General features: G+C 56.6%; 15 protein-coding genes. 10 read left to right on the top strand and 5 right to left on the bottom strand.

Going from position 1 to position 17,462, the window contains the following annotated elements; translation table 11 throughout:
• The first annotated feature begins 55 nt into the window (after positions 1–55).
• The 5 genes from RIB44_16305 to RIB44_16285 all read left to right on the top strand — a co-directional run bounded on the left by RIB44_16305 (position 56) and on the right by RIB44_16285 (position 3,580).
• Entirely contained in the window at positions 56–295 is a 240-nt protein-coding gene (locus RIB44_16305) for a hypothetical protein (protein ID MEQ8618139.1), read from the top strand.
• Positions 285–716 carry a PIN domain-containing protein gene (locus RIB44_16300; protein ID MEQ8618138.1) on the top strand — a complete coding sequence of 144 codons (432 nt, stop codon included), beginning with the start codon at positions 285–287 and terminating at the stop codon, positions 714–716. The genes RIB44_16305 and RIB44_16300 overlap by 11 nt, the downstream gene beginning before the upstream one ends.
• 381 nt (positions 717–1,097) lie before the next feature.
• Positions 1,098–2,855 (top strand): hypothetical protein, encoded by a 1,758-nt coding sequence (locus RIB44_16295; protein MEQ8618137.1) that lies wholly within the window; start codon positions 1,098–1,100, stop codon positions 2,853–2,855.
• A gap of 159 nt (positions 2,856–3,014) precedes the next feature.
• On the top strand, positions 3,015–3,257 hold the full coding sequence (locus RIB44_16290; protein MEQ8618136.1) for a hypothetical protein: 243 nt from the start codon (positions 3,015–3,017) through the stop codon (positions 3,255–3,257).
• The gene (locus RIB44_16285) at positions 3,254–3,580 is read left to right on the top strand and encodes a type II toxin-antitoxin system RelE/ParE family toxin (GenBank protein MEQ8618135.1); all 327 of its coding nucleotides are present in this window, start codon (positions 3,254–3,256) and stop codon (positions 3,578–3,580) included. The genes RIB44_16290 and RIB44_16285 overlap by 4 nt, the downstream gene beginning before the upstream one ends.
• 535 nt (positions 3,581–4,115) lie before the next feature.
• Here RIB44_16285 and RIB44_16280 read toward each other — a convergent pair.
• Entirely contained in the window at positions 4,116–4,628 is a 513-nt protein-coding gene (locus tag RIB44_16280) for a tetratricopeptide repeat protein (protein ID MEQ8618134.1), read from the bottom strand.
• Between the two features lie 141 nt (positions 4,629–4,769).
• Entirely contained in the window at positions 4,770–4,955 is a 186-nt protein-coding gene (locus tag RIB44_16275; GenBank protein ID MEQ8618133.1) for a hypothetical protein, read from the bottom strand.
• A gap of 170 nt (positions 4,956–5,125) precedes the next feature.
• On the opposite strand from RIB44_16275, the gene RIB44_16270 reads away from it, so the two are divergent.
• Both RIB44_16270 and RIB44_16265 read left to right on the top strand, forming a co-directional pair.
• Complete coding sequence (locus tag RIB44_16270) at positions 5,126–5,536, top strand: hypothetical protein (protein ID MEQ8618132.1); 411 nt, start codon at positions 5,126–5,128, stop codon at positions 5,534–5,536.
• A gap of 208 nt (positions 5,537–5,744) precedes the next feature.
• Positions 5,745–8,249 carry a hypothetical protein gene (locus RIB44_16265; GenBank protein ID MEQ8618131.1) on the top strand — a complete coding sequence of 835 codons (2,505 nt, stop codon included), beginning with the start codon at positions 5,745–5,747 and terminating at the stop codon, positions 8,247–8,249.
• Between the two features lie 76 nt (positions 8,250–8,325).
• On the opposite strand, the gene RIB44_16260 is transcribed toward RIB44_16265, so the two are convergent.
• Positions 8,326–8,784 (bottom strand): hypothetical protein, encoded by a 459-nt coding sequence (locus RIB44_16260; protein ID MEQ8618130.1) that lies wholly within the window; start codon positions 8,782–8,784, stop codon positions 8,326–8,328.
• 239 nt (positions 8,785–9,023) lie between these two features.
• Between RIB44_16260 and RIB44_16255 the strand changes: the two genes are divergently transcribed.
• The 3 genes from RIB44_16255 to RIB44_16245 all read left to right on the top strand — a co-directional run bounded on the left by RIB44_16255 (position 9,024) and on the right by RIB44_16245 (position 15,211).
• Positions 9,024–10,520 carry a Gfo/Idh/MocA family oxidoreductase gene (locus RIB44_16255; protein MEQ8618129.1) on the top strand — a complete coding sequence of 499 codons (1,497 nt, stop codon included), beginning with the start codon at positions 9,024–9,026 and terminating at the stop codon, positions 10,518–10,520.
• Between the two features lie 227 nt (positions 10,521–10,747).
• Positions 10,748–12,847 (top strand): PEP-CTERM sorting domain-containing protein, encoded by a 2,100-nt coding sequence (locus tag RIB44_16250; protein ID MEQ8618128.1) that lies wholly within the window; start codon positions 10,748–10,750, stop codon positions 12,845–12,847.
• Between the two features lie 189 nt (positions 12,848–13,036).
• Complete coding sequence (locus RIB44_16245; GenBank protein ID MEQ8618127.1) at positions 13,037–15,211, top strand: hypothetical protein; 2,175 nt, start codon at positions 13,037–13,039, stop codon at positions 15,209–15,211.
• A 107-nt stretch (positions 15,212–15,318) separates the two neighbouring features.
• Here the strand turns inward: RIB44_16245 and RIB44_16240 are convergent, their stop codons facing one another.
• A complete protein-coding gene (locus tag RIB44_16240) occupies positions 15,319–15,978 on the bottom strand; it encodes a phytanoyl-CoA dioxygenase family protein (protein ID MEQ8618126.1) in 660 nt (219 codons plus the stop codon).
• A 42-nt stretch (positions 15,979–16,020) separates the two neighbouring features.
• Entirely contained in the window at positions 16,021–17,409 is a 1,389-nt protein-coding gene (locus RIB44_16235) for an FG-GAP repeat protein (protein ID MEQ8618125.1), read from the bottom strand.
• Between the last annotated feature and the right edge of the window lie 53 nt (positions 17,410–17,462).

The raw sequence follows: 17,462 nt of genomic DNA, 5'->3' as shown, positions 1-17,462 counted from the left end.
GTCAATACAATAGAAAATCGTAGCAAACGACTGTTCAAAGAGATGAGGGCGAGAAATGGCTTCTGAGAACATCGAAGAAATTCTGAAGCGATTTGATACGCTCAGCGCCGAGGAGCGTGAGAATTTGATCTTGCAGCTAGACCGAAGGCAGTCTGATGGCCACGCCGACTCCGCTCAACGAACACTTTTTGATGCGCTCAACGAGCGTGGTCTGATTGGCTGCATCGACGATGCTCCGGAAGATTGGAGTACGAATCCGAAGTACATGGAAGGATTCGGTCGCAATGCTCAGTGATCCAGTGCTTGTCGATACTGGTGCATTACTGGCAATGTATAACAAACGTGACCAGCATCACGAAGCCTGCCGAGAGCAGTCTTTGAATCTCCCATTGGGTAAAGTCTTTACTTGCTGGCCAGTTATCACTGAGGCAGTCTACATGCTTGGTGAAAAGGCTGCCTTGCGTGAGGAGATGTTGGACACCGTGCAATCTCAAGATATGCAAATCCTTGCTCTGCGGAGCGGGGACTTGCAAGGGATTAGAGACGTGTTCGAGAAGTATCACGATCAGCAAGTCGACTTGGCTGATGCATGCTTAGTGCATCTTGCCGAGCGAGAAAACATCGGTTCGATCTTTACGACCGACCGTCGGCACTTTAGCGTCTTCCGGAAACTGAATGGGGAGGCCTTCTCTCTCCTCCCTGACGCAATGATGTGAGTTCTGGCCGGAATCTCAAGCATGCTAAGCCAACCCCCCGGCTAAGCCGCAAGCGGTTTGGCAAACCTTGCCGATTGGCAAAAGCTCTCCTGGGAAGCTTTTCCGGCTATGCGGGTGATGCACCTCCGGTGAGAAAAACCTTGCCGGTAGCCACCACCTGTGCCAATTCTTCGGACCGGTCTTGGTCGATTGGCTCCTATGGATGGAAACACCTGCGCTCAGATGTGCGCAAATTGGCGGTGGGTCCTTCTGCACGGAAAGTGACACCGGAGGTTGCCTGGCAGCCTCAACAAGGACCGATCCCCCGTGGGCAGACGGACACTGCCCTCGCGCGTCACGGACGACGACAACGGGAAACACACACTAAGGAGAGCGTGAGAGATGCGAGTTACCAAACTATTTGGGCTCGGCCTGCTAACCGCGACGGCCGCCCTGCTTGGGAACACTGCTGCCCAAGCACAATATCAAGGCTACGGCGCCCAGCCGCAGCAGCAGTATCAGCCCTACCAAGCCTATCAGCAAACCCAGCAAGGCTATGTCGTTCCGCAAGGTCCCGCACCACGCGTGGCGATGAACTTCCAGGACCCAGCCCCACATGCGGCAGCCCAACAGCCCGTGGCTTTGCCACCTGTCGGTGCTGACTGCAATTGCAACCCAGCCCCAGCGGCTAACTACACGATGCCTGCTCCCGTAGCGGCACCCGCTCCCGTGTACTCGACTCCGGCCCCAGCGGCTGGTTGTTCGACGGGCCAGTGTGGCGTTGGCTACGGAGGTTCACCCTACGGTAGCTACGACTGTGCAAGCAACGGCTACAACACCTTCGGCTGCAGCTATGGCGCTGGTGCCGCTGCTGTTCGTCGCGGACTCGGTGGCGGTTTCGGCGGTGGCTACGGTCACGGTGGTAACTGGTTTGGTGGTGTTTACGGCCTGTTGATGGAACGCGACACCGCCGACAAAGTGCCCCTGGCGTTCACAGCCGTTGACGGTACTTACGCCGTGGGCGATTACGCTCCTTCCAGCACGATCACGCTAACCACTCGCAATGTTGATCTCGGATACCAAGGTGGCTTCGAGGCTCGCGTTGGTAAGTGGTTGGGTTGCGATCCGTGCGGTTGCGGTCCTCGCTGGGGTGTCGAAGGCGGCTACTGGCAACTGTTCGAGGAGAGTTCCACAGCAGTGAACGTGCAAAGTGGTACGCTCCGCATCTACGGCATGATGGACTTCCGCGGATTGGAATACGATCCGGGGACTGGCTATCGTTCAATGAACGACTACTACGACTTCGGCACGCCGATCCAACCGGACAACGGCGACCCGATCCGCGTTGATCTGGCTCGTGTCCGCAGCACCTTTGAAGTGATCAATGCTGAGATTAACCTGCTTCGCGTTTCACTATTCGGTGCTAACGGCTTCGGCGTTGCTGCTGGTCCTGGCATTGGCTACGGTGCTGGCCTTGGTGGACGCTTGGCTGCTCGTCGCGGTGCTGGTGCTTGTGGCGTTGGCGGCTGCGACGCAGGGGGCTGCGACTTGAGCGGTTGCACCGCCGGTGGATGTGACACTTGTGGTGGCGGTGGCTGCGGCTGCGGTCAACGCTTCACGCTCACCTCGTTGTTCGGTTTCCGTTATCTGAAGATCGACGAGTCGTTCATGTACGGCGTTGATTTTACGAACACCGCTACGGCAGCGACCGGGTTCATGAACTACCACGCCGATGTTGAGAACCAACTCTACGGTTTCCAAATCGGTAGCCGCGGTCTCTACCGTCTTGGTTGCTCGGGGCGTTGGGGACTGAACTTTGGCGTCAACGGTGGTATCTATGGCAACGATTCTGAAGTTCGCCAGTACTTCGATTCTCCGACGGGCGACATTCGCTACGTCCTGACGGGTGACGACTTCAATGTGCATGCGACTCGCAGCGATGTTTCATTCGTCGGCGAGATTCGTGCCGGTCTGAGCTACCAACATAGCTGCCGCACGCGACTCTACGGCGGTTGGCGTGCGATTGGCGTCACCGGCGTTGCCCTGGCAACGGATCAAGTACCGAGTGCGTTTATCGACCCGGCTCACTTGAACTACGTCAACACGAACGGCTCCCTATTGCTGCACGGCCTGCAAGCCGGTGTCGAGTTCTGCTACTAGGAGATTTGAGAGACGAGAGGCCAGGGGCGATAGCCGCTGGCCGAAGAGGAAATAGTGTGTACCCCCTTCAAAGCCTCGGTCGGCGCGTTTGCGCCGGCCGGGGTTTTTTCTGTGCGGTTGTGGTTTGGTCTTTCGCTGCTTCCGAGGTACAATTGCGGCATGTCAACGATTGAACAAATAAGTGACTTCACGAAGTTCGCAATGACGGTTGCCGAGCAAGAAGGCAGTGATATTTCTCTCGATGTAATCTACGACCGTTGGCGAGAAGAAGCGTATCGTGATGAGGATGCCAGAGCCATCCTCGCTGCTGCCCGGGATTATGAGAACGGCGAACGGGGCGAGCTGGTCGAGGATGTGCTTGCCGAGCTGCGTGCTGAACGTGCCGCGGGCGAATCGAAGTGAGCTACTCGGTCCGTCTGCTCGCGAGAGCGAAGCGCGATCTTCGGAGCATGTATGGCTACATCGCTCAGCGTTCTCAAGAAGGCGCTGACCGTTGGGAAGCGGCTTTCTACACCGCAACGAACCGATTGAAGAGCAATCCGTTCTCTTGTGGAATGGCACCTGAGGACGAACGCGTTGACTTTGAGCTGCGCCAGATGTTCTTCAAGACGCCGCACGGAAGACGCTATCGTGCCGTGTTTACGGTTGATGGCGAGGATGTCATCATTTTACGGCTACGCGGTCCAGGGCAAGCACCGCTTGTTGAAGGCGAACTGAAGCCTTAGCAGTTTTCAGGATAAACAAGATAGGGTCCTAGCCTAAGCTCATAACCAATAGAAGGATGCTATGACCTGCGAATAGCATGCCTAGCATCAAGCTTATTACCCAAAGTTTTTGCTCATATCGCTTCATGCAGTACAGAGAACAGCTTAGCCCTACTGCCGTAGAAATGAGCATAGCAATTGCTAGAGCTTGCGGCACCCAAGGGTAGCGATGCTTCCAGAGCCAGTGGCTGTTGGAAATCCAACGCCAAACAGCGTCCAAATAAACGGCTATGATCGCGATTGCAAGAAACTGAAGGTAGAAGGCAACCGTTGCGAACCGTGATGGTTTGGGCTCCATTGAAGTTCGGTTCTTTGCGGTCATTGGCGAGTGCGCAACTTGTTCGCGACTAAGAATAGAGCCGCAGCGCATAGAAGGAGTATCGCCCAATACATCAGGAAAGAAAGTTGATCTGCCGGCGACGTTACGAAAGCTACGACTCCAGTGATAAGTACAACAGCTAGTATTTTGTATTGAGTGTTCATTTCGCGTCGGTTTTCAAACCCCCGTCAAACTCCGAAACAATGGATCGGTGCGCATCGGCTCGAAATCCGGTTCGTCGTAGACCATCTCACGGAAGTTGCCGTCGATTTCTAACGCATTTGCCAAGTGTTGCAAGCTGCGGCGGCGGTTGTGGGCGAGGCTCCAGTAGCAGGCGAGGTTGTAGTGTAGGATCGCCTCGCCCGGTTCGATTCGCACCGCGTGTTCCAGGGCGTCGATCGCGCGGTCGAGTTGGCCGATCCGCTTGAAGCACCACGCTAGGGACAAGGCGGTGTGCATATCGTCGGGGATCAGTTCTAGGCTGCGACGCAGCGGGAAGATTGCTTCCTTGTAGCGACGCATCTCGCGGAGTGCCTCGCCCATTAGGTAACACCCGCGGGCGTCGGTGTGGATGAGTTTGCCGTGGCGTTGGATCGCTGCGAAGGCGTGGCTGGGCATGCCCAGTTCGAGGTAGCCTTCAGCCTCTCGACGAAGCCGCTCGACGCGGTCGCGTAGGTGCGTAGTTTTCATTTTGGGGAGCTTGCGTTAGTACGAACGCGGTTGAGTAACAGGGCTGCGGATTCTGCGAAAGCGGCAGCCGATGTGACAAGGCTTAATTGTACACGCGCATTTGTTTGTCGCCCACGAGTTGACGGAAGTCGTGACGTAACCCTAAGAGAGCGTGGCGGTAGGGTCGCGGAAAAGAGTTGCGCGAATCTGCTGCGTGTGAAGGTGCGGTTGAGTTTGCTGGGGCTTCATTCCTGGTGGTGTCTCCCTAGCCGCGGCTCTACGAGCCGCCGGTGAATCGCCAAAAAACCGCCCGGCGATGCGTAGCATCGCGGCTAGTGGAGTTCGCATGAAGAATCCCTCTGAAGTGGCGAATTCGCCACGGGCGTTGCCTCTTGGAATCATCTCGCGTCTGCCTGTAACGAATAGTCCGAATCTCGCGGCATTTTCCGACGCGGTACGTCCCTTGCGAAATGGTGAATTGCCTGTCTTGGCGATCCTCCTTCTTTGCGAGCCGTGCTGTGCGTCGTTTCTGTCTGACACTACTGATCGTTTCCTGCTTGGCGGGACTCTTCTCGCGCTGCGAGTTGGAGGTGCGACAAGTCGCTCAAGGTCAAGGCGGCGCGGAATCCTTCGGCTACGGATCGGCGACTCTGGGGACCGCGAGGTCGAGTGTTGGCGACTGGATCCGCACGCGCGACGGTTGGGAGCGACGTCATGTCCTCGATCCGGCCCCGTCATCGAACCCTTGGCCGTTGCCGCATCCGGGGATCATCGCGGCGCTGCAGCTTGGGCTTTCTTCGCTTGCGCTGATGGCGTTTCCTAGTCGAGCTCGGGTGCTGGCGGGCGAGACTGCGACGGCGAAGACGCAAGCGGCGCGGCATGAGAAGCGGCGGGGGCTGGTAACTCGTCAAGGTGCGACTGCTTCTTAGACGCTTTTCCACGCGGAGCGTGGAGTTACAGTAACACCACGCTCCGCGTGGTGGAAATTTCAGAAAACTTTCTCCCTTTTCGTGATTTTCTTGCACGAAATCTGCTCGCGATTCCCACTATTACTCATGGTGGAACTTTTTGGTGATTCTCCGGCAGGCTGGTTAGCCTGCGGCTGCCTACCGCTTTCTCTTGAATCTGGACCCTCTCATGCGACTTACTCTCCGTACGCTACTTGCTTACATGGACGACATCCTCGATCCGGCCGACCATGAGGAATTGGGTCGGAAGATCGAATCGAGCGACTTCGCCACCGAGCTGATTCATCGGACGCGTGACACCGTGCGGCGGACTAAGCTGGCGGCGCCGGACGTTGATGCTGGGGACAACGACGAAGTTCTCGGGGGTACGCCTAACCTGGATGCGAATGCGGTGGCGGAGTATCTCGACAACACGATGCCGCCGGAGCAAGTGGCTGTCTTCGAACGCCAGTGCCTTGAGATGGGAATGGACGCCGACATGCGGTTGGCGGAAGTCGCTTCTTGCCATCACATTTTGACGATGGTTCTGGGAGAGCCGGCCGACGTGCCGACCGAAGTACGCGAGCGGATGTACTCGCTGAAGGCCAAGGCGGAAGCGATGATGGCCGCGGCAGGCCAAAGTGCCGACCCGATTGGTGAGAAGCTACGAATTGAGCCCGCGCATGCCGATGCGGTTGGTGAAACTGGTGAGCCGACGAACACGGCTGCTGAAGCAGCCGAGCCTGTAGCACCGCCGGTTGCTGCCGTGCGTGAGGAACCAAGGGAAACGAAAGCGAGCGACAGTAAAGAAGTCCCGGATTACTTACGGACCGCTGCGGCCAGCGAGCGAAGAAGTCGTAACACGAAGTTGGCGATTGCCGCGGCGTTGGTGTTGGGGCTTTCGCTCACCTATCTATTCTGGCCTCAAGGACCCGTGGAGGTTTCTAACGAAGTCGCGCAAAGCATGCCGGAAGATGTGGACGGGGGATTGGAGATCGAGGACCCGCTAGCCGGTGGTGAATCCTCTGGCGCCGATATGCCCGTTCCAGAGGCGACTGGTGATGGGCCTCCACCGTTCGACCCAAGTGGTGCCGAAGGAGATGGACCACCGCCGTTTGTGCCGGGGACGCCAGCCGAGAATGGTGACGGCCCAACTTCGAAAGACGACGCAACCGGTGAGGAGGCGGGTGGCGGAGGGGATGAGCTTCCTGATCTGCCGCCGAGAGTCGAGGATCCTAACTATCGCAAGGGCGATGAGGGGAGAGAGATAGAGCCGCTAGGTCCCATTGATGTTGAGACCTTTGATACCGAGTCGCCAAGCGAACCGTCAGGTGATTCAACAACACGCATCGGCCCAGATATGAAAGAGCCGCCAACGGAAGACGCTACGGAGAGTGAGCCCAGCGGACCGCCACCGGTTCCCGTGCCACCGACCTCGGAGGAGGAAGAACCAACCGAAGAGGGGCCAACCAAAGAAGAGGCGACCGAAGATGACGAGTCAGAGCCCTCAGAAGAGGCTGTGGTTGCAGAGCCCGCTGAACCGGTTGTGGTTGGGCAATTTCAAGCGAGCGCGGATGCCGAAAGCATGCTGCTTGGCTGGTCGCGTAACGACAAGCTTTGGAAACGATTGACCGGCGATGGCTCGGTCTTCAGTAGCCAGCAGGTGCTTGTTCTGCCAAAGTTTCGTGCGAATCTATTGCTCAACAAAGACGTGCGAGCCGCGCTGCTCGGCGGTACTCGGGTCCGTTTCTTGGCGGTAGAAGAAGTCGATCAACAGCAGCCTGCCGACGTTGCACTTGAGCTCTTGTTCGGCCAGATGCAGTTGACGACAGGGGCCGAAGAGAGTCGTGTGACGATTACCAGTGGAGAGTCGAGCCATACTTTCGACCTAGCCAGCTCGACCACCCTCTGGGTCGAGGCACGCCGCAAGTTCCAGCCGGGTACTGATCTGACAAGTGCAGGTCCGTTGGAGATGCAGTGGTATGTGGTTGAGGGGAATGCGACGTGGGAAGGTGGAGAGGCGGGGCAGAACTCCAAGTGGTTAACGCTCTCGGGCATCGATACTTCGGTCAAGCCCGTCGAGAAGCTTCCTGAGTGGGGCAAAGAAGATAAACTTTTCAAAGGGATCAACGAGCGAGCGCGAAAAGAGATCTCAAACTATCTTACCGCTGGCGAGCCAGTGAATCTCAGCTTGCTGGAACTCGCGGACCATCGTCTGCAAGAAGTCCGCCGTGGTGTTGTCGAGTGTGGTGCTTACGTGGGCGTTTTCGAACCCTTTTTGGATTCGCTCAAGGACACTGATCAAAAGGCTTTCTGGGGGAAACTGATCGATACCGTCCGCGAGGCAATCGCTTACGATCCGGGCGCAGCAGAGGCAGTGTTCCTGACGTTTGCCAGGAAGAAGCGTGAAGATGAAGCCGCCGACTTGATGGAAATGTTGCTCGGCTACAGCAGTGCGGTCCTGCGAGCTGAGGCAGATTCACCGGACAGCGGAACTCTCCAGCGATTGATCCGCTGGCTCGAGTCACCCAAGTTGTATTACCGGGTGCTTGCGTTCCACAATTTGCAAGAGATTACGGACATGAATCCGGGGAAATACAGCCCTACGGACAGCGAGAGTCAACGACGCAAGTCGGCTGATGTTTACTGGAGCTATCTGGAAAAAGGGAAGCTGAAGTTGCGCAAAGATCGGTAAGCGAGTGCGTCGCGTCTTCTCTACGAATTACCTTTCTTCCGCGAAGCGACAGGTCTTTCCAGCACGAGCTAGATTGTTATCCAGCGCGTTTGAAGTAGATGATTTCATCCACTTCCCGTAGGCTCAGTCGAATCTTCAGGTGGTTTTCATCGATCAGGGTCCAAACGACAAAGAATAGTTTCCCCTCAGAGTTTTCGACCTCAAAGAAGGTCTCTTTCGGCGTCGAGAGCTCAGGTCTGGTTCTCCACTTGCCCGCAAGCTCCTCGGTGCCAAACTTGAGTGCCAAAGTATCGTTTTCTCGAACAATTAGTCGATATACGTAATCGGAATTCTCCATTAGGTCTTGCAAAGCGAGTAAACCCTCGATATTCGCTTCCTTGGATTTTCGTTCGGCCTCCTGAACCATCGCAGCAGCGTCAAGCTCCCAAACACCGACGAGTTGGTCGGTATGGTTCATGTTGTGCAGCCTGTAGTACACCCAGCCTCCGACTAGCAAAATTGCCGAGAGGAATAGCAGACTGATTTTTTTGAACATGACGTACTCTTAAGTTGGTTCCGGACTCTCCCGAAGCAACCAGGGGCTTCCTATACTATTGACGTGAGCGATTTCTTGCAAACTGCGTGCTTGAAGCGTAAATTCTAGGCTTGTGACGCAGTCTCTTTTTTACATGGTCAAAGCTGTTTTAGCGCGGTGCGAGCACCGCGGCGAAATGACGCATCTCGATTGATACGCTCCCTCCTAAAACTCATTCTTCCCAGGCAATGGTGTTACCGATGAAAAACTCACTTTCACGTCGTCGTTTTCTTCAAGCTGGGCTTACTGCCAGCGCGGCGCTCACGCTACCCACGCGTTCGCTATTAGCTTCAAGTGCCAATGAACAGATTAACGTCGGGCTCATTGGTTGCGGTGGTCGCGGTGGGCTGCTCATCAATAGTTGTGCGAAGGTGCCTGGGATGAAGGTCGCTGGGCTCTGTGATCCTGACACGGCGCGTTCCGGCAAGATGAGTGAAAAACACAAGGGTGCGAAGACCTACACCGACTTACGCAAGATGATCGAATCCAAGGACATTGATGCCGTGGTCGTTGCAACGTGCAATCATTGGCACGGGTTGGCGTCGATTCTGGCGATGCAGGCCGGCAAGCATGTCTACGTCGAGAAGCCCCTCTGCCAAACGCAGTGGGAAGGTCAGCAGGTAGTCAATGCGGCGACCAATAGCGGTTTAATTTGCCAGATCGGAACGCAGCAGCGGACCGATCCGATGCAGTCGGAGATCAAAAAGTTTCTGCACGAAGAGAAGAAGCTGGGCGAGATCAAATGGGTGCAAGTGAATCGCTATGGTCAGCGCGGTTCAATCGGCAAGCGTGATACGCCACTCGCACCACCGAAGACCGTCGACTACAACCTGTGGCTTGGCCCCGCCAAGGACGTTCCGATCTACCGTAAGAACTTTCATTACGATTGGCACTGGGTCTGGAACACCGGCTCGGGGGAGATGGGCAACTGGGGCGTGCATATCGTTGATGACGTCCGCAACAATGTGTTCCAAGATGAGGTCGCGATGCCCTCGCAAGTGATTTCTGCTGGTGGTCGTTTCGGATGGAACGACGCGGGCAACACGCCGAACTTGCACTTTGCGGTCCTCAACGCGGGCGGTATTCCTGTCACGATTGGCGTGTGCAATTTGAAGATGGACAACTACGTTCGCTGGTCGCCCGGCTTGGCGGGGCCCGACAGTGGTTACGTCGTCCACTGCGAGGGAGGCCGCTTTGAGGGCCAACGCGGTCGTGCGATTGCTTACGATGCCGAAACAGGTAGCGAGATGGCGAAGTTTGGCGGCAAGAGTGGCGGCAACGCCGGAGGCAATCACCAGCAAAACTTTGCTGATGCCATCCGCGCGAACGATCCTTCGCTACTGAACGCGCCGATCAAAGAAGGCTATTATTCAACCGGCTGGTGCAACTTGGCCAATGTCGGTTCGCAGGTTGCCAACAGTGGTGAAAAGGTCGCAGCGAAGTCGATTCAAGATGTTGTCCTGGCGATGGATACGCCGGAGATCGCCCAGGTCTATCAGGGCTTGCAGAAGATCTGCGAACAACACGGTGGCGACAAAGCGGAATTCGCTTTGGGTCCGATGCTTGATTTCGATCCGGCACAGGAAAAGTTCACTGGCGGAACTGCGGAGCTGGCGAACAGCTTCCTGCGGGACAATGATTACCGCGAGGAGTTTGCCGTTCCGGAAATCAAAGCGGAGCAGGTTGCGGCTTCCTGAAGAAACGAGTTCTCAAGACTAGAGGACCGAGAATCTCCTGGCCGGGGTGCTTAAGCACCCCGGGCCTTTTTTGTTGCGCGGGACCTTTTGCAAGAAAATTGTGTAGCCTTGTCAGGTTTCTTGCGCGTTTGTTGGTTTTACTTCCGCCGGGGGGAACGTTTCTCCCCGGTCTGATGACAGTTGGCCCACTGGAGTCAGAGTTGCCTCCAGCTGCGTGAGAATCCAGCATGATCCGCGTCGCTCAGAAAGTCACGCTTCGTACCATGTTCGCTGTGATGCTACGGAGCTTTCGCTCTTGGCTTGCAGTTGTTGGGATTCTCACGTTCAGTTGGTGGCACGCGCCAGCCTTTGGCCAAATCGTCAATCCGGGCGGCGGGGGCGACGTCGTCACTTGGACTGGGAAGGCGTCGGCGAATTACTGGCACCAGAACGGCAACTGGAATCTTGGCGTCCCGCAGGATGGCGAAGCGGTGATCATCGGCTTCAGTGAAATTCCGATACTCATCCTCTCTGAGTACGAGGCTCCCAAACGGATTCGCAGCCTGCACCTTAGCGGTGGTGCGGAGCTTAGCACCTACGGGAGCAAACTTCCTGTTGGGAACAGCACCGGTGACGCGACCACGACACTGATTGGCGAAGGGACGGAGCTGCGGGTTTCTTACAATCACCAAGGAAACGGCCCCGCTTTCGACACGGATTACTTGAACCTCCAGAATGGCGCGAGCTTTCGGTTGTACAACAGTGGCTATGCGCAGGTGGATCGCGAGATCGACATGGTGGGTGATGTCGAGATCGGTGGGTACGGACTCCTCGAAGTGCTGGGTGGCGGTAACGCGATTGCCTTTAGTGCAACTTCAAAGTTGTCGCCCGTGGGTGGCGACTTGAGACTTCGAACCCCGAATGGAAGCATCTATTTGGGGAACGCGGAAATCGATGCGACGGCTTGGACCGGAGGTGTCCGGTTTGAAGGGCCCCTGAGTAGCCCGATCTACAACACCATGCGTGTCGGGACCAGCTACCAAAGCGGTGAGAACGAGATTTACTTCCAACACCCGTGGCAGTTGGACGGACTGCTGAACTTCACAAATGGACGCGGCAGTGTCACAGGTGCTGAAGGGCGCATTGAGGGCGAAATCACGGTTGATGCTTTCCGTACAGGGGAAATCCACAGCGACTTGAATCTGACTTCCAGCGGCAAGACGACGCTCAACCCGTTTAGCACGCTGAAACTACACGGGGAGATTTCGTCGCACGCGAATCACCTCTTCGATTTGAAACCGGGTTCACTCTTACAGATCAATTCCCCTGCGGGAAACTCGCTTGGGACCTACACGGAATACAGTGGCCGCGTCGAGGCAGACAGCGCTATTCTCGAACTCAACCTGCCCGCGGAACCGGACTCATTTGGTCATTGGACCAATCATGGCGTGATGACGCTCGGTGGCAGTACGCAGGTTCCTTCCACGATCCGAGGCACGTCTTCGGTGATGCAAAGTGGTCAGATGTTTGTCACGGGTATTGGCGCCCGGACTGAAACAGGAATCCAATTCAGGCCTGGCTCGTCTACTTGGATCAACCCGGGTGCGGAACTGGAAATCGCCGATTTGAGCGTCGTTCACGCGACTGCCCAATTGGGCGGAGGCGGTCGCATCCGAATTGAAGAGCAGGGGCAGTTACTTGGTCTCAACTCGGCCGTTGTCGACAGCGACGTGATCAACCTGGGCGATCTGCAGATCGGTATCGCGGTCGGCGTGGGCGCTCACTTCGAAGTCGCCGAAGACTATTACCAAGCAGGTGACGGGCGTTTGCATATCGGCATGGGGCCCTACAAGGGGCTTGGGTACGATCGGCTGCTGGTTGGCGGGCGAGCCCATTTGGGCGGAGTGCTCGAAGTGGCCGCCTGGGGGGACTACGAGCCTAGTCTCGGGGACGACTTTTTGGTGTTGGCCGCTAACGAAGGTTTCAGCGGTCGATTCGAAGATGTCGTTTTGCCAGCGCTTGGCGAGGGCTTAGCCTGGTATCTCGATTACACGCCCAACGATCTTATTCTGAGCGTTGTGCAGGATGTCTTCGACGCCGACACGAACAATAGCGGGCAGGTTGACGGATTCGATTTTCTCGCGATTCAGCGTGGCTTCGGTGGACCGAGTCCCAACCCGGCTGACGCAACCGGGGATGGTTACGTGAATGGGGCCGACATTGCACGTTGGCAGGAGCAATACGGCACGAATCCGTCGAGCAAGGTCGGGTTAGGGGCCGTCCCAGAGCCGAGTTCGTTGGTTTTGCTTTCGGTGCTGGGTTTGGTTGCACTGACCAAGCGGCGCTGATCGCTCCCGCGTTAGATTTTCTGGCCAATTCTCTTGCTAATTGGCAAGTTTGAAACTCTTCTTCCCCGCGTGTCCGGTTCTTGGGCGTTTTCTTGGTTTTACTTCTGTCGGGGGGCTTCTCCGCTCGCTGACCTCGTTTCGAGACCTTGCTCCTCGAATCGAGCCCGCCTTATGCAAGGGAGAGCCATCATGTTTTCACTCACGACGAACCGTCTTCCCAGTATCGCACTTGCTGCATTCATCGTCGCGATCGGCTTCAGTTGGTGGTCGCAGACTGCTTTCGCCCAGTTCGACAATCCTGGTGGTGGTCGGGTGGTGACTTGGACGTCTCCAGATCTTGCCGCCTCTTGGCACCAGAGCGAGCATTGGAACCTTGGAGTGCCGCAAGCAGGCGATGCGGTGGTGATTGACGTGAACGCTGGCGTCATTCTCAATAATCAGGATGCCGAGCGGATACGCAGCCTCTACATCGCTGGGGGATCATCGGTCGGTACGACGGGGCAAAAGCTCCCAGTGGGCAATAGCACGGGAGATGCCAAAATTACCGTCACCGGCGACTGGTCGGGGCTCTACGTAGGTGACCGGCCAGGAACAGGGCCCGACGTCGATACGGACTACCTGGAAGTGCGCAACGATGCTCACGTGACCATAAGCGGTGGTCGCTTACAGGTCGATCGCGAAATCGATTACCTCGGCGGCAATCTATATGGTTACGGTCTCGTCGAGGCTGGCGGCAGCGGCAATGCGATGGCCTTCCTGTCGAATTCACTCGTCCTGCCGATTGGCGGGTCGCAAGGTGACCGACTTACCCTGCGAGCCACCGGAGGCGGGCGGATCTACTTCGGCGATACGGATATCGAAGTGACCCATTACTATAGCGATCTGTTCATTGAGTCTGAGTTGTCGTCGCCGCTCTACGGCGATGTGATCGTGGGCGGAGGAAATCGGCTCGATTTCTCGCACCCTTGGGAGCTTGAGGGGACGTTGACCTTCGGTTACGGTCAAACGCCGATCACCTTACCTGGCGGCTATATCACGGGAGCAGAAGGACGCATCGAAGGCGAGTTGAGCGTGGATACGGCCCGCCGCGGAGAAATCGACAGCGATGTCGTCCTCGCTTCCAGCGGCAGCACGACGCTCAACCCGTTTAGCACGCTGAAGCTCAACGGTGCGGTTGATGCGCACCCCAACCATGTGATGAGCCTCAGCCCCGGTTCGCTCCTGCAATTCAACGGCCCTTCCTCAGGCCTTTTCGAGAACCAACGCGAAATTTCTGGCCGCATCGAGGCCGACAGTGCCATTTTGGAGTTCAATCGATTTGATCCGACCGGATACGGTCATACGACGCATGATGGCTATATGGAACTGGGGGGCAGCCAAAGCCAAGTTCCCTCGACCGTGCGAAGCGATTCGTTTTTCAACAAAGCAGGACAGCTCTATGTGAGCGGCGCGGGGGGGCGTCTGGAATCGGAAGTGAATCTTCGGCCAACCTCCACAACGTTAATCGATCCTGCGACGGAGCTTTTGGTGGCTGCTCCCTTGAAAGTGCTTGAGCATGCCCAAGTGGGTGGCGGCGGGCGGATTCGCGTCGAGCCTCAGGGGGAGTTGCTGGCCCATGCCAGTGCCAGCATGGATATCGTGATCATCAACGAGGGAAACGTCAAAGTGCATTACAGCTATGCTGCGGCTCCCTCGACCTTCTGGCAGGACTATTACCAAGCCGGTAGCGGGACGATGCAGGTCTTTTTGTTGGAGGAGGAAGACTACGATCATCTTAAGACTGATCTTACCGGGCATCTGCATGTCGTGGGCGATGCTCATTTGGACGGGGTGCTTGAGGGGCTGCCGATCAACGAGGAAACCTTCGATCCCGTGCTGGGGGATGAGTTTCTCATCATGACGAGCAATACAGGCATTCATGGTGAGTTTGACAATCTGGAATTGCCAAGCCTGTCCCCAGGGTTGGGCTGGGACTTGAGTTACGAACCTTTGGCGGTCACGTTGAGCGTAGTTGCCGATCTCGCCAACGCCGACGTTGACGACAGCGGCTTGGTTGACGGCTTCGACTTTTTAACAATCCAGCGCGGTATCGGCCAGCCGAGGACCTTAAGCGGAGACGCCAACGGCGATGGGCTTGTGAACTCGCAAGACATCAAGCAGTGGGGAGAAGAGTACGGCAAGGTCTACTCCTCCACCGCTGCTTTCACGAATGTCCCCGAGCCAAGTGCCGCGATCTTACTTGCCGTTTTTCTAGTTGGCGGCTTGTGCTGGCGGGGCCGAGCGTTTTGGCGAGCCCACGGCTATGAAGTGCTGTCTGCGGAGACAATGTGTGTGGATCGACTGGTTGACGATTCAATCTGTTGAAGCCTAGCAGTGCCTCTTGGCCCGTCGTGCTTAAGCACGACGGCCAGGGAATGGTGAGGGGGTAGAGCAGGCGAGTGCAGTGATAACGAAGGCGAAAAACTCCTAGGTTAGACAGCGAGATTCCACTTGAGTCCTTTAGGCGGCTTCCTTGGTGCGAAGACAAAGTGCAACACACGCCGAGGACTGGAAGTCTGTGATTTTGAAGAGGCATGCAGCAGGAGCGGCCGCATCAGGATGACACCTCCCTGATTGACATTCAGTGTTTGTTCCGGTGAACTCTCACGCAGGCTGCTTGCATCACCCTGTGCAAGTATTCCCTGACGATGCGAGCCGGGAACGACTTGCAACGGGCCATTCAAGTCGTTGGAGTCGTCCAAATGAAGGCGAACGGCCAACATGTGGGCGAGTAGTTTCTCGCTGCCGTGGGCGAATGTCATTCCTTCCTTTTGCGACCAACCGGGCTGGGTCTTAGCAGAAGCCGAAGCTGCAACTGGAATGCTGAGGTCTTGGTGAAACGCGACGAGCCAATTGCTCTTGGGTGATTTGTGGAAGTAGTTGCATTGGATCGCAACTAATTCGGAGAGTACGGAATAGTGGGGAGCGAGACGCTCCCGCAGCGTTGCGGCCAATTCCTGACACCAGCGGCTCTCTAACAACTTACGTGTGCCAGCGGACTTTACGGTTGAGAGCCCAGAGGAAACATCCCTGCATTCTGGTGCGGTGAGGCACTGCTCAACAATGTCGAATCCGTCAGAGATCAACGTCATAGTCGGCGTGTCTCATTAGAGTGAGCAGTATGGCCGTCGTGCTTAAGCACGACCGTGGGAAGATCGCGATAGGCAAGAACACGTAAACGCTGAGAGAGTCAGCAAAGCAGCCGCACTCGGCTCCGGCACTACCATAAACAAAAATGCCGCCCCGGGTTGATTTTGTTGGTCGTTAGCGTTCGCAGCGCCGATGAGTAGCCGCCCGTTATCCAAGGCGAGGCTCGCACCGAAGGTGTCGGCATAATCGAGGTCAGGGGAGTGAAGGCTTTGTGCGAGTTGCCAATCGCCTGACGCATTGCGACGATAGAGATCGATCTGCGGGGTAGGTCGCTCAGGAATCACGACATCGGCGAGCCCGGGGTTAGCGCGAAGGAAGTCTATCGCCTCAAAATATTCAGCCGACGCCACTGGATCGAGCGTTGTGACGGCGATAAGGTTGCCGTCGATGGTGGCCGACTTGCTTAAGGAGTTAACGCGTGTTTGCGGCAGTGTGGCCGTTTGTTCCCACAGATTGCCCGTGACGGGGTCGGGCGTGTTTCGACGTTCGTAGACTAGAAGTTCATTTTCTGTGCGGCCGATTGCCGTGTCGCCGCTGATCTCGAAGAACAGGGCACCGAAGCCGCCAGTGCTGATGTCGTACTGAAACTTGGCGGACTCTTGCCACGAGCCATCAGGCTGACGTTCGAAGAAATGTGCCGCCGGTTGTTGACTAGCGTGCGGGAAGGGTTTTGTTGTGGCGACAACCGTGTTGTTGTCGATGGCGACCGAGTAGCCGTAGACTGGTTCGGTCGGTCCGTCGGGCTGGATCAGCCCACCCCACTTCCACGCGCCGGCAGAAGACTGCTCAAAAAAGTGAACGACGCCTTGCTGTCCTGTGACCTTCGCTTCTCCCGCCAGATCCCCTGCCACAACCACGCCGTTGCTGATTGCCACGGAGCGGCTCACCGCTCTTAGTCCTTGGCGATACTCTTGATGGATACGCAAACGATCTTGGCTGTCTGTTGTCAACGATTTCCAATCCCAGCCGGGGTTGGTTTTCTCAGCGAAAGTAATGCCACGAATCCCGGCCCTTTGGTAGCCGAACGATTGGCCGTTGACGATCACGCCGTTGTCGATTGCTGATTCTTGCCCCGTATAGAAACCGCCGTCTTGGAAAAGATCTGGAAACGCGATGATATCCGTTTCGACGAACTGGCCGGCTGAGAACTCGAAGACGTGTGTTTGTGGGCTGGTTTCGTATTCACCATAGGCAGCCCGGCTGCGGACAATTGCTATGTCTCCGTCTAGGTCGACCAAGGTGCCGAACAAATCGCCGTCGGCCGTGTCACTGGCGGTCAGGGTCTGCACATAGCGGAACGGCTGTGCTTTGGCGGAGGGGATGACCAATACTGACAGGGCCAGCAGGCTCAATGAGCGGACAGAACGATCCATGGCCGAATAGTCCCGAAGAGGAGCGAGGAGCGAAGCAGAAGTTTCTTAATTTA

The sequence above is a fragment of the Lacipirellulaceae bacterium genome (assembly GCA_040218535.1).
Classification (GTDB): Bacteria; Planctomycetota; Planctomycetia; order Pirellulales; family Lacipirellulaceae; genus Adhaeretor.
This window is presented reverse-complemented; position numbering and strand designations above follow the sequence as displayed.

What these genes read in the sequence shown, in the direction of transcription:
- RIB44_16305 (MEQ8618139.1), top strand. Translation starts at nt 56, where the DNA reads ATGGCTTCTGAGAACATCGAAGAAATTCTGAAGCGATTTGATACGCTC.
- RIB44_16300 (MEQ8618138.1), top strand. Translation starts at nt 285, where the DNA reads ATGCTCAGTGATCCAGTGCTTGTCGATACTGGTGCATTACTGGCAATG.
- RIB44_16295 (MEQ8618137.1), top strand. Translation starts at nt 1,098, where the DNA reads ATGCGAGTTACCAAACTATTTGGGCTCGGCCTGCTAACCGCGACGGCC.
- RIB44_16290 (MEQ8618136.1), top strand. Translation starts at nt 3,015, where the DNA reads ATGTCAACGATTGAACAAATAAGTGACTTCACGAAGTTCGCAATGACG.
- RIB44_16280 (MEQ8618134.1), bottom strand. Translation starts at nt 4,628, where the DNA reads ATGAAAACTACGCACCTACGCGACCGCGTCGAGCGGCTTCGTCGAGAG.
- RIB44_16275 (MEQ8618133.1), bottom strand. Translation starts at nt 4,955, where the DNA reads ATGCGAACTCCACTAGCCGCGATGCTACGCATCGCCGGGCGGTTTTTT.
- RIB44_16265 (MEQ8618131.1), top strand. Translation starts at nt 5,745, where the DNA reads ATGCGACTTACTCTCCGTACGCTACTTGCTTACATGGACGACATCCTC.
- RIB44_16260 (MEQ8618130.1), bottom strand. Translation starts at nt 8,784, where the DNA reads ATGTTCAAAAAAATCAGTCTGCTATTCCTCTCGGCAATTTTGCTAGTC.
- RIB44_16255 (MEQ8618129.1), top strand. Translation starts at nt 9,024, where the DNA reads ATGAAAAACTCACTTTCACGTCGTCGTTTTCTTCAAGCTGGGCTTACT.
- RIB44_16250 (MEQ8618128.1), top strand. Translation starts at nt 10,748, where the DNA reads ATGATCCGCGTCGCTCAGAAAGTCACGCTTCGTACCATGTTCGCTGTG.
- RIB44_16245 (MEQ8618127.1), top strand. Translation starts at nt 13,037, where the DNA reads ATGTTTTCACTCACGACGAACCGTCTTCCCAGTATCGCACTTGCTGCA.
- RIB44_16240 (MEQ8618126.1), bottom strand. Translation starts at nt 15,978, where the DNA reads ATGACGTTGATCTCTGACGGATTCGACATTGTTGAGCAGTGCCTCACC.
- RIB44_16235 (MEQ8618125.1), bottom strand. Translation starts at nt 17,409, where the DNA reads ATGGATCGTTCTGTCCGCTCATTGAGCCTGCTGGCCCTGTCAGTATTG.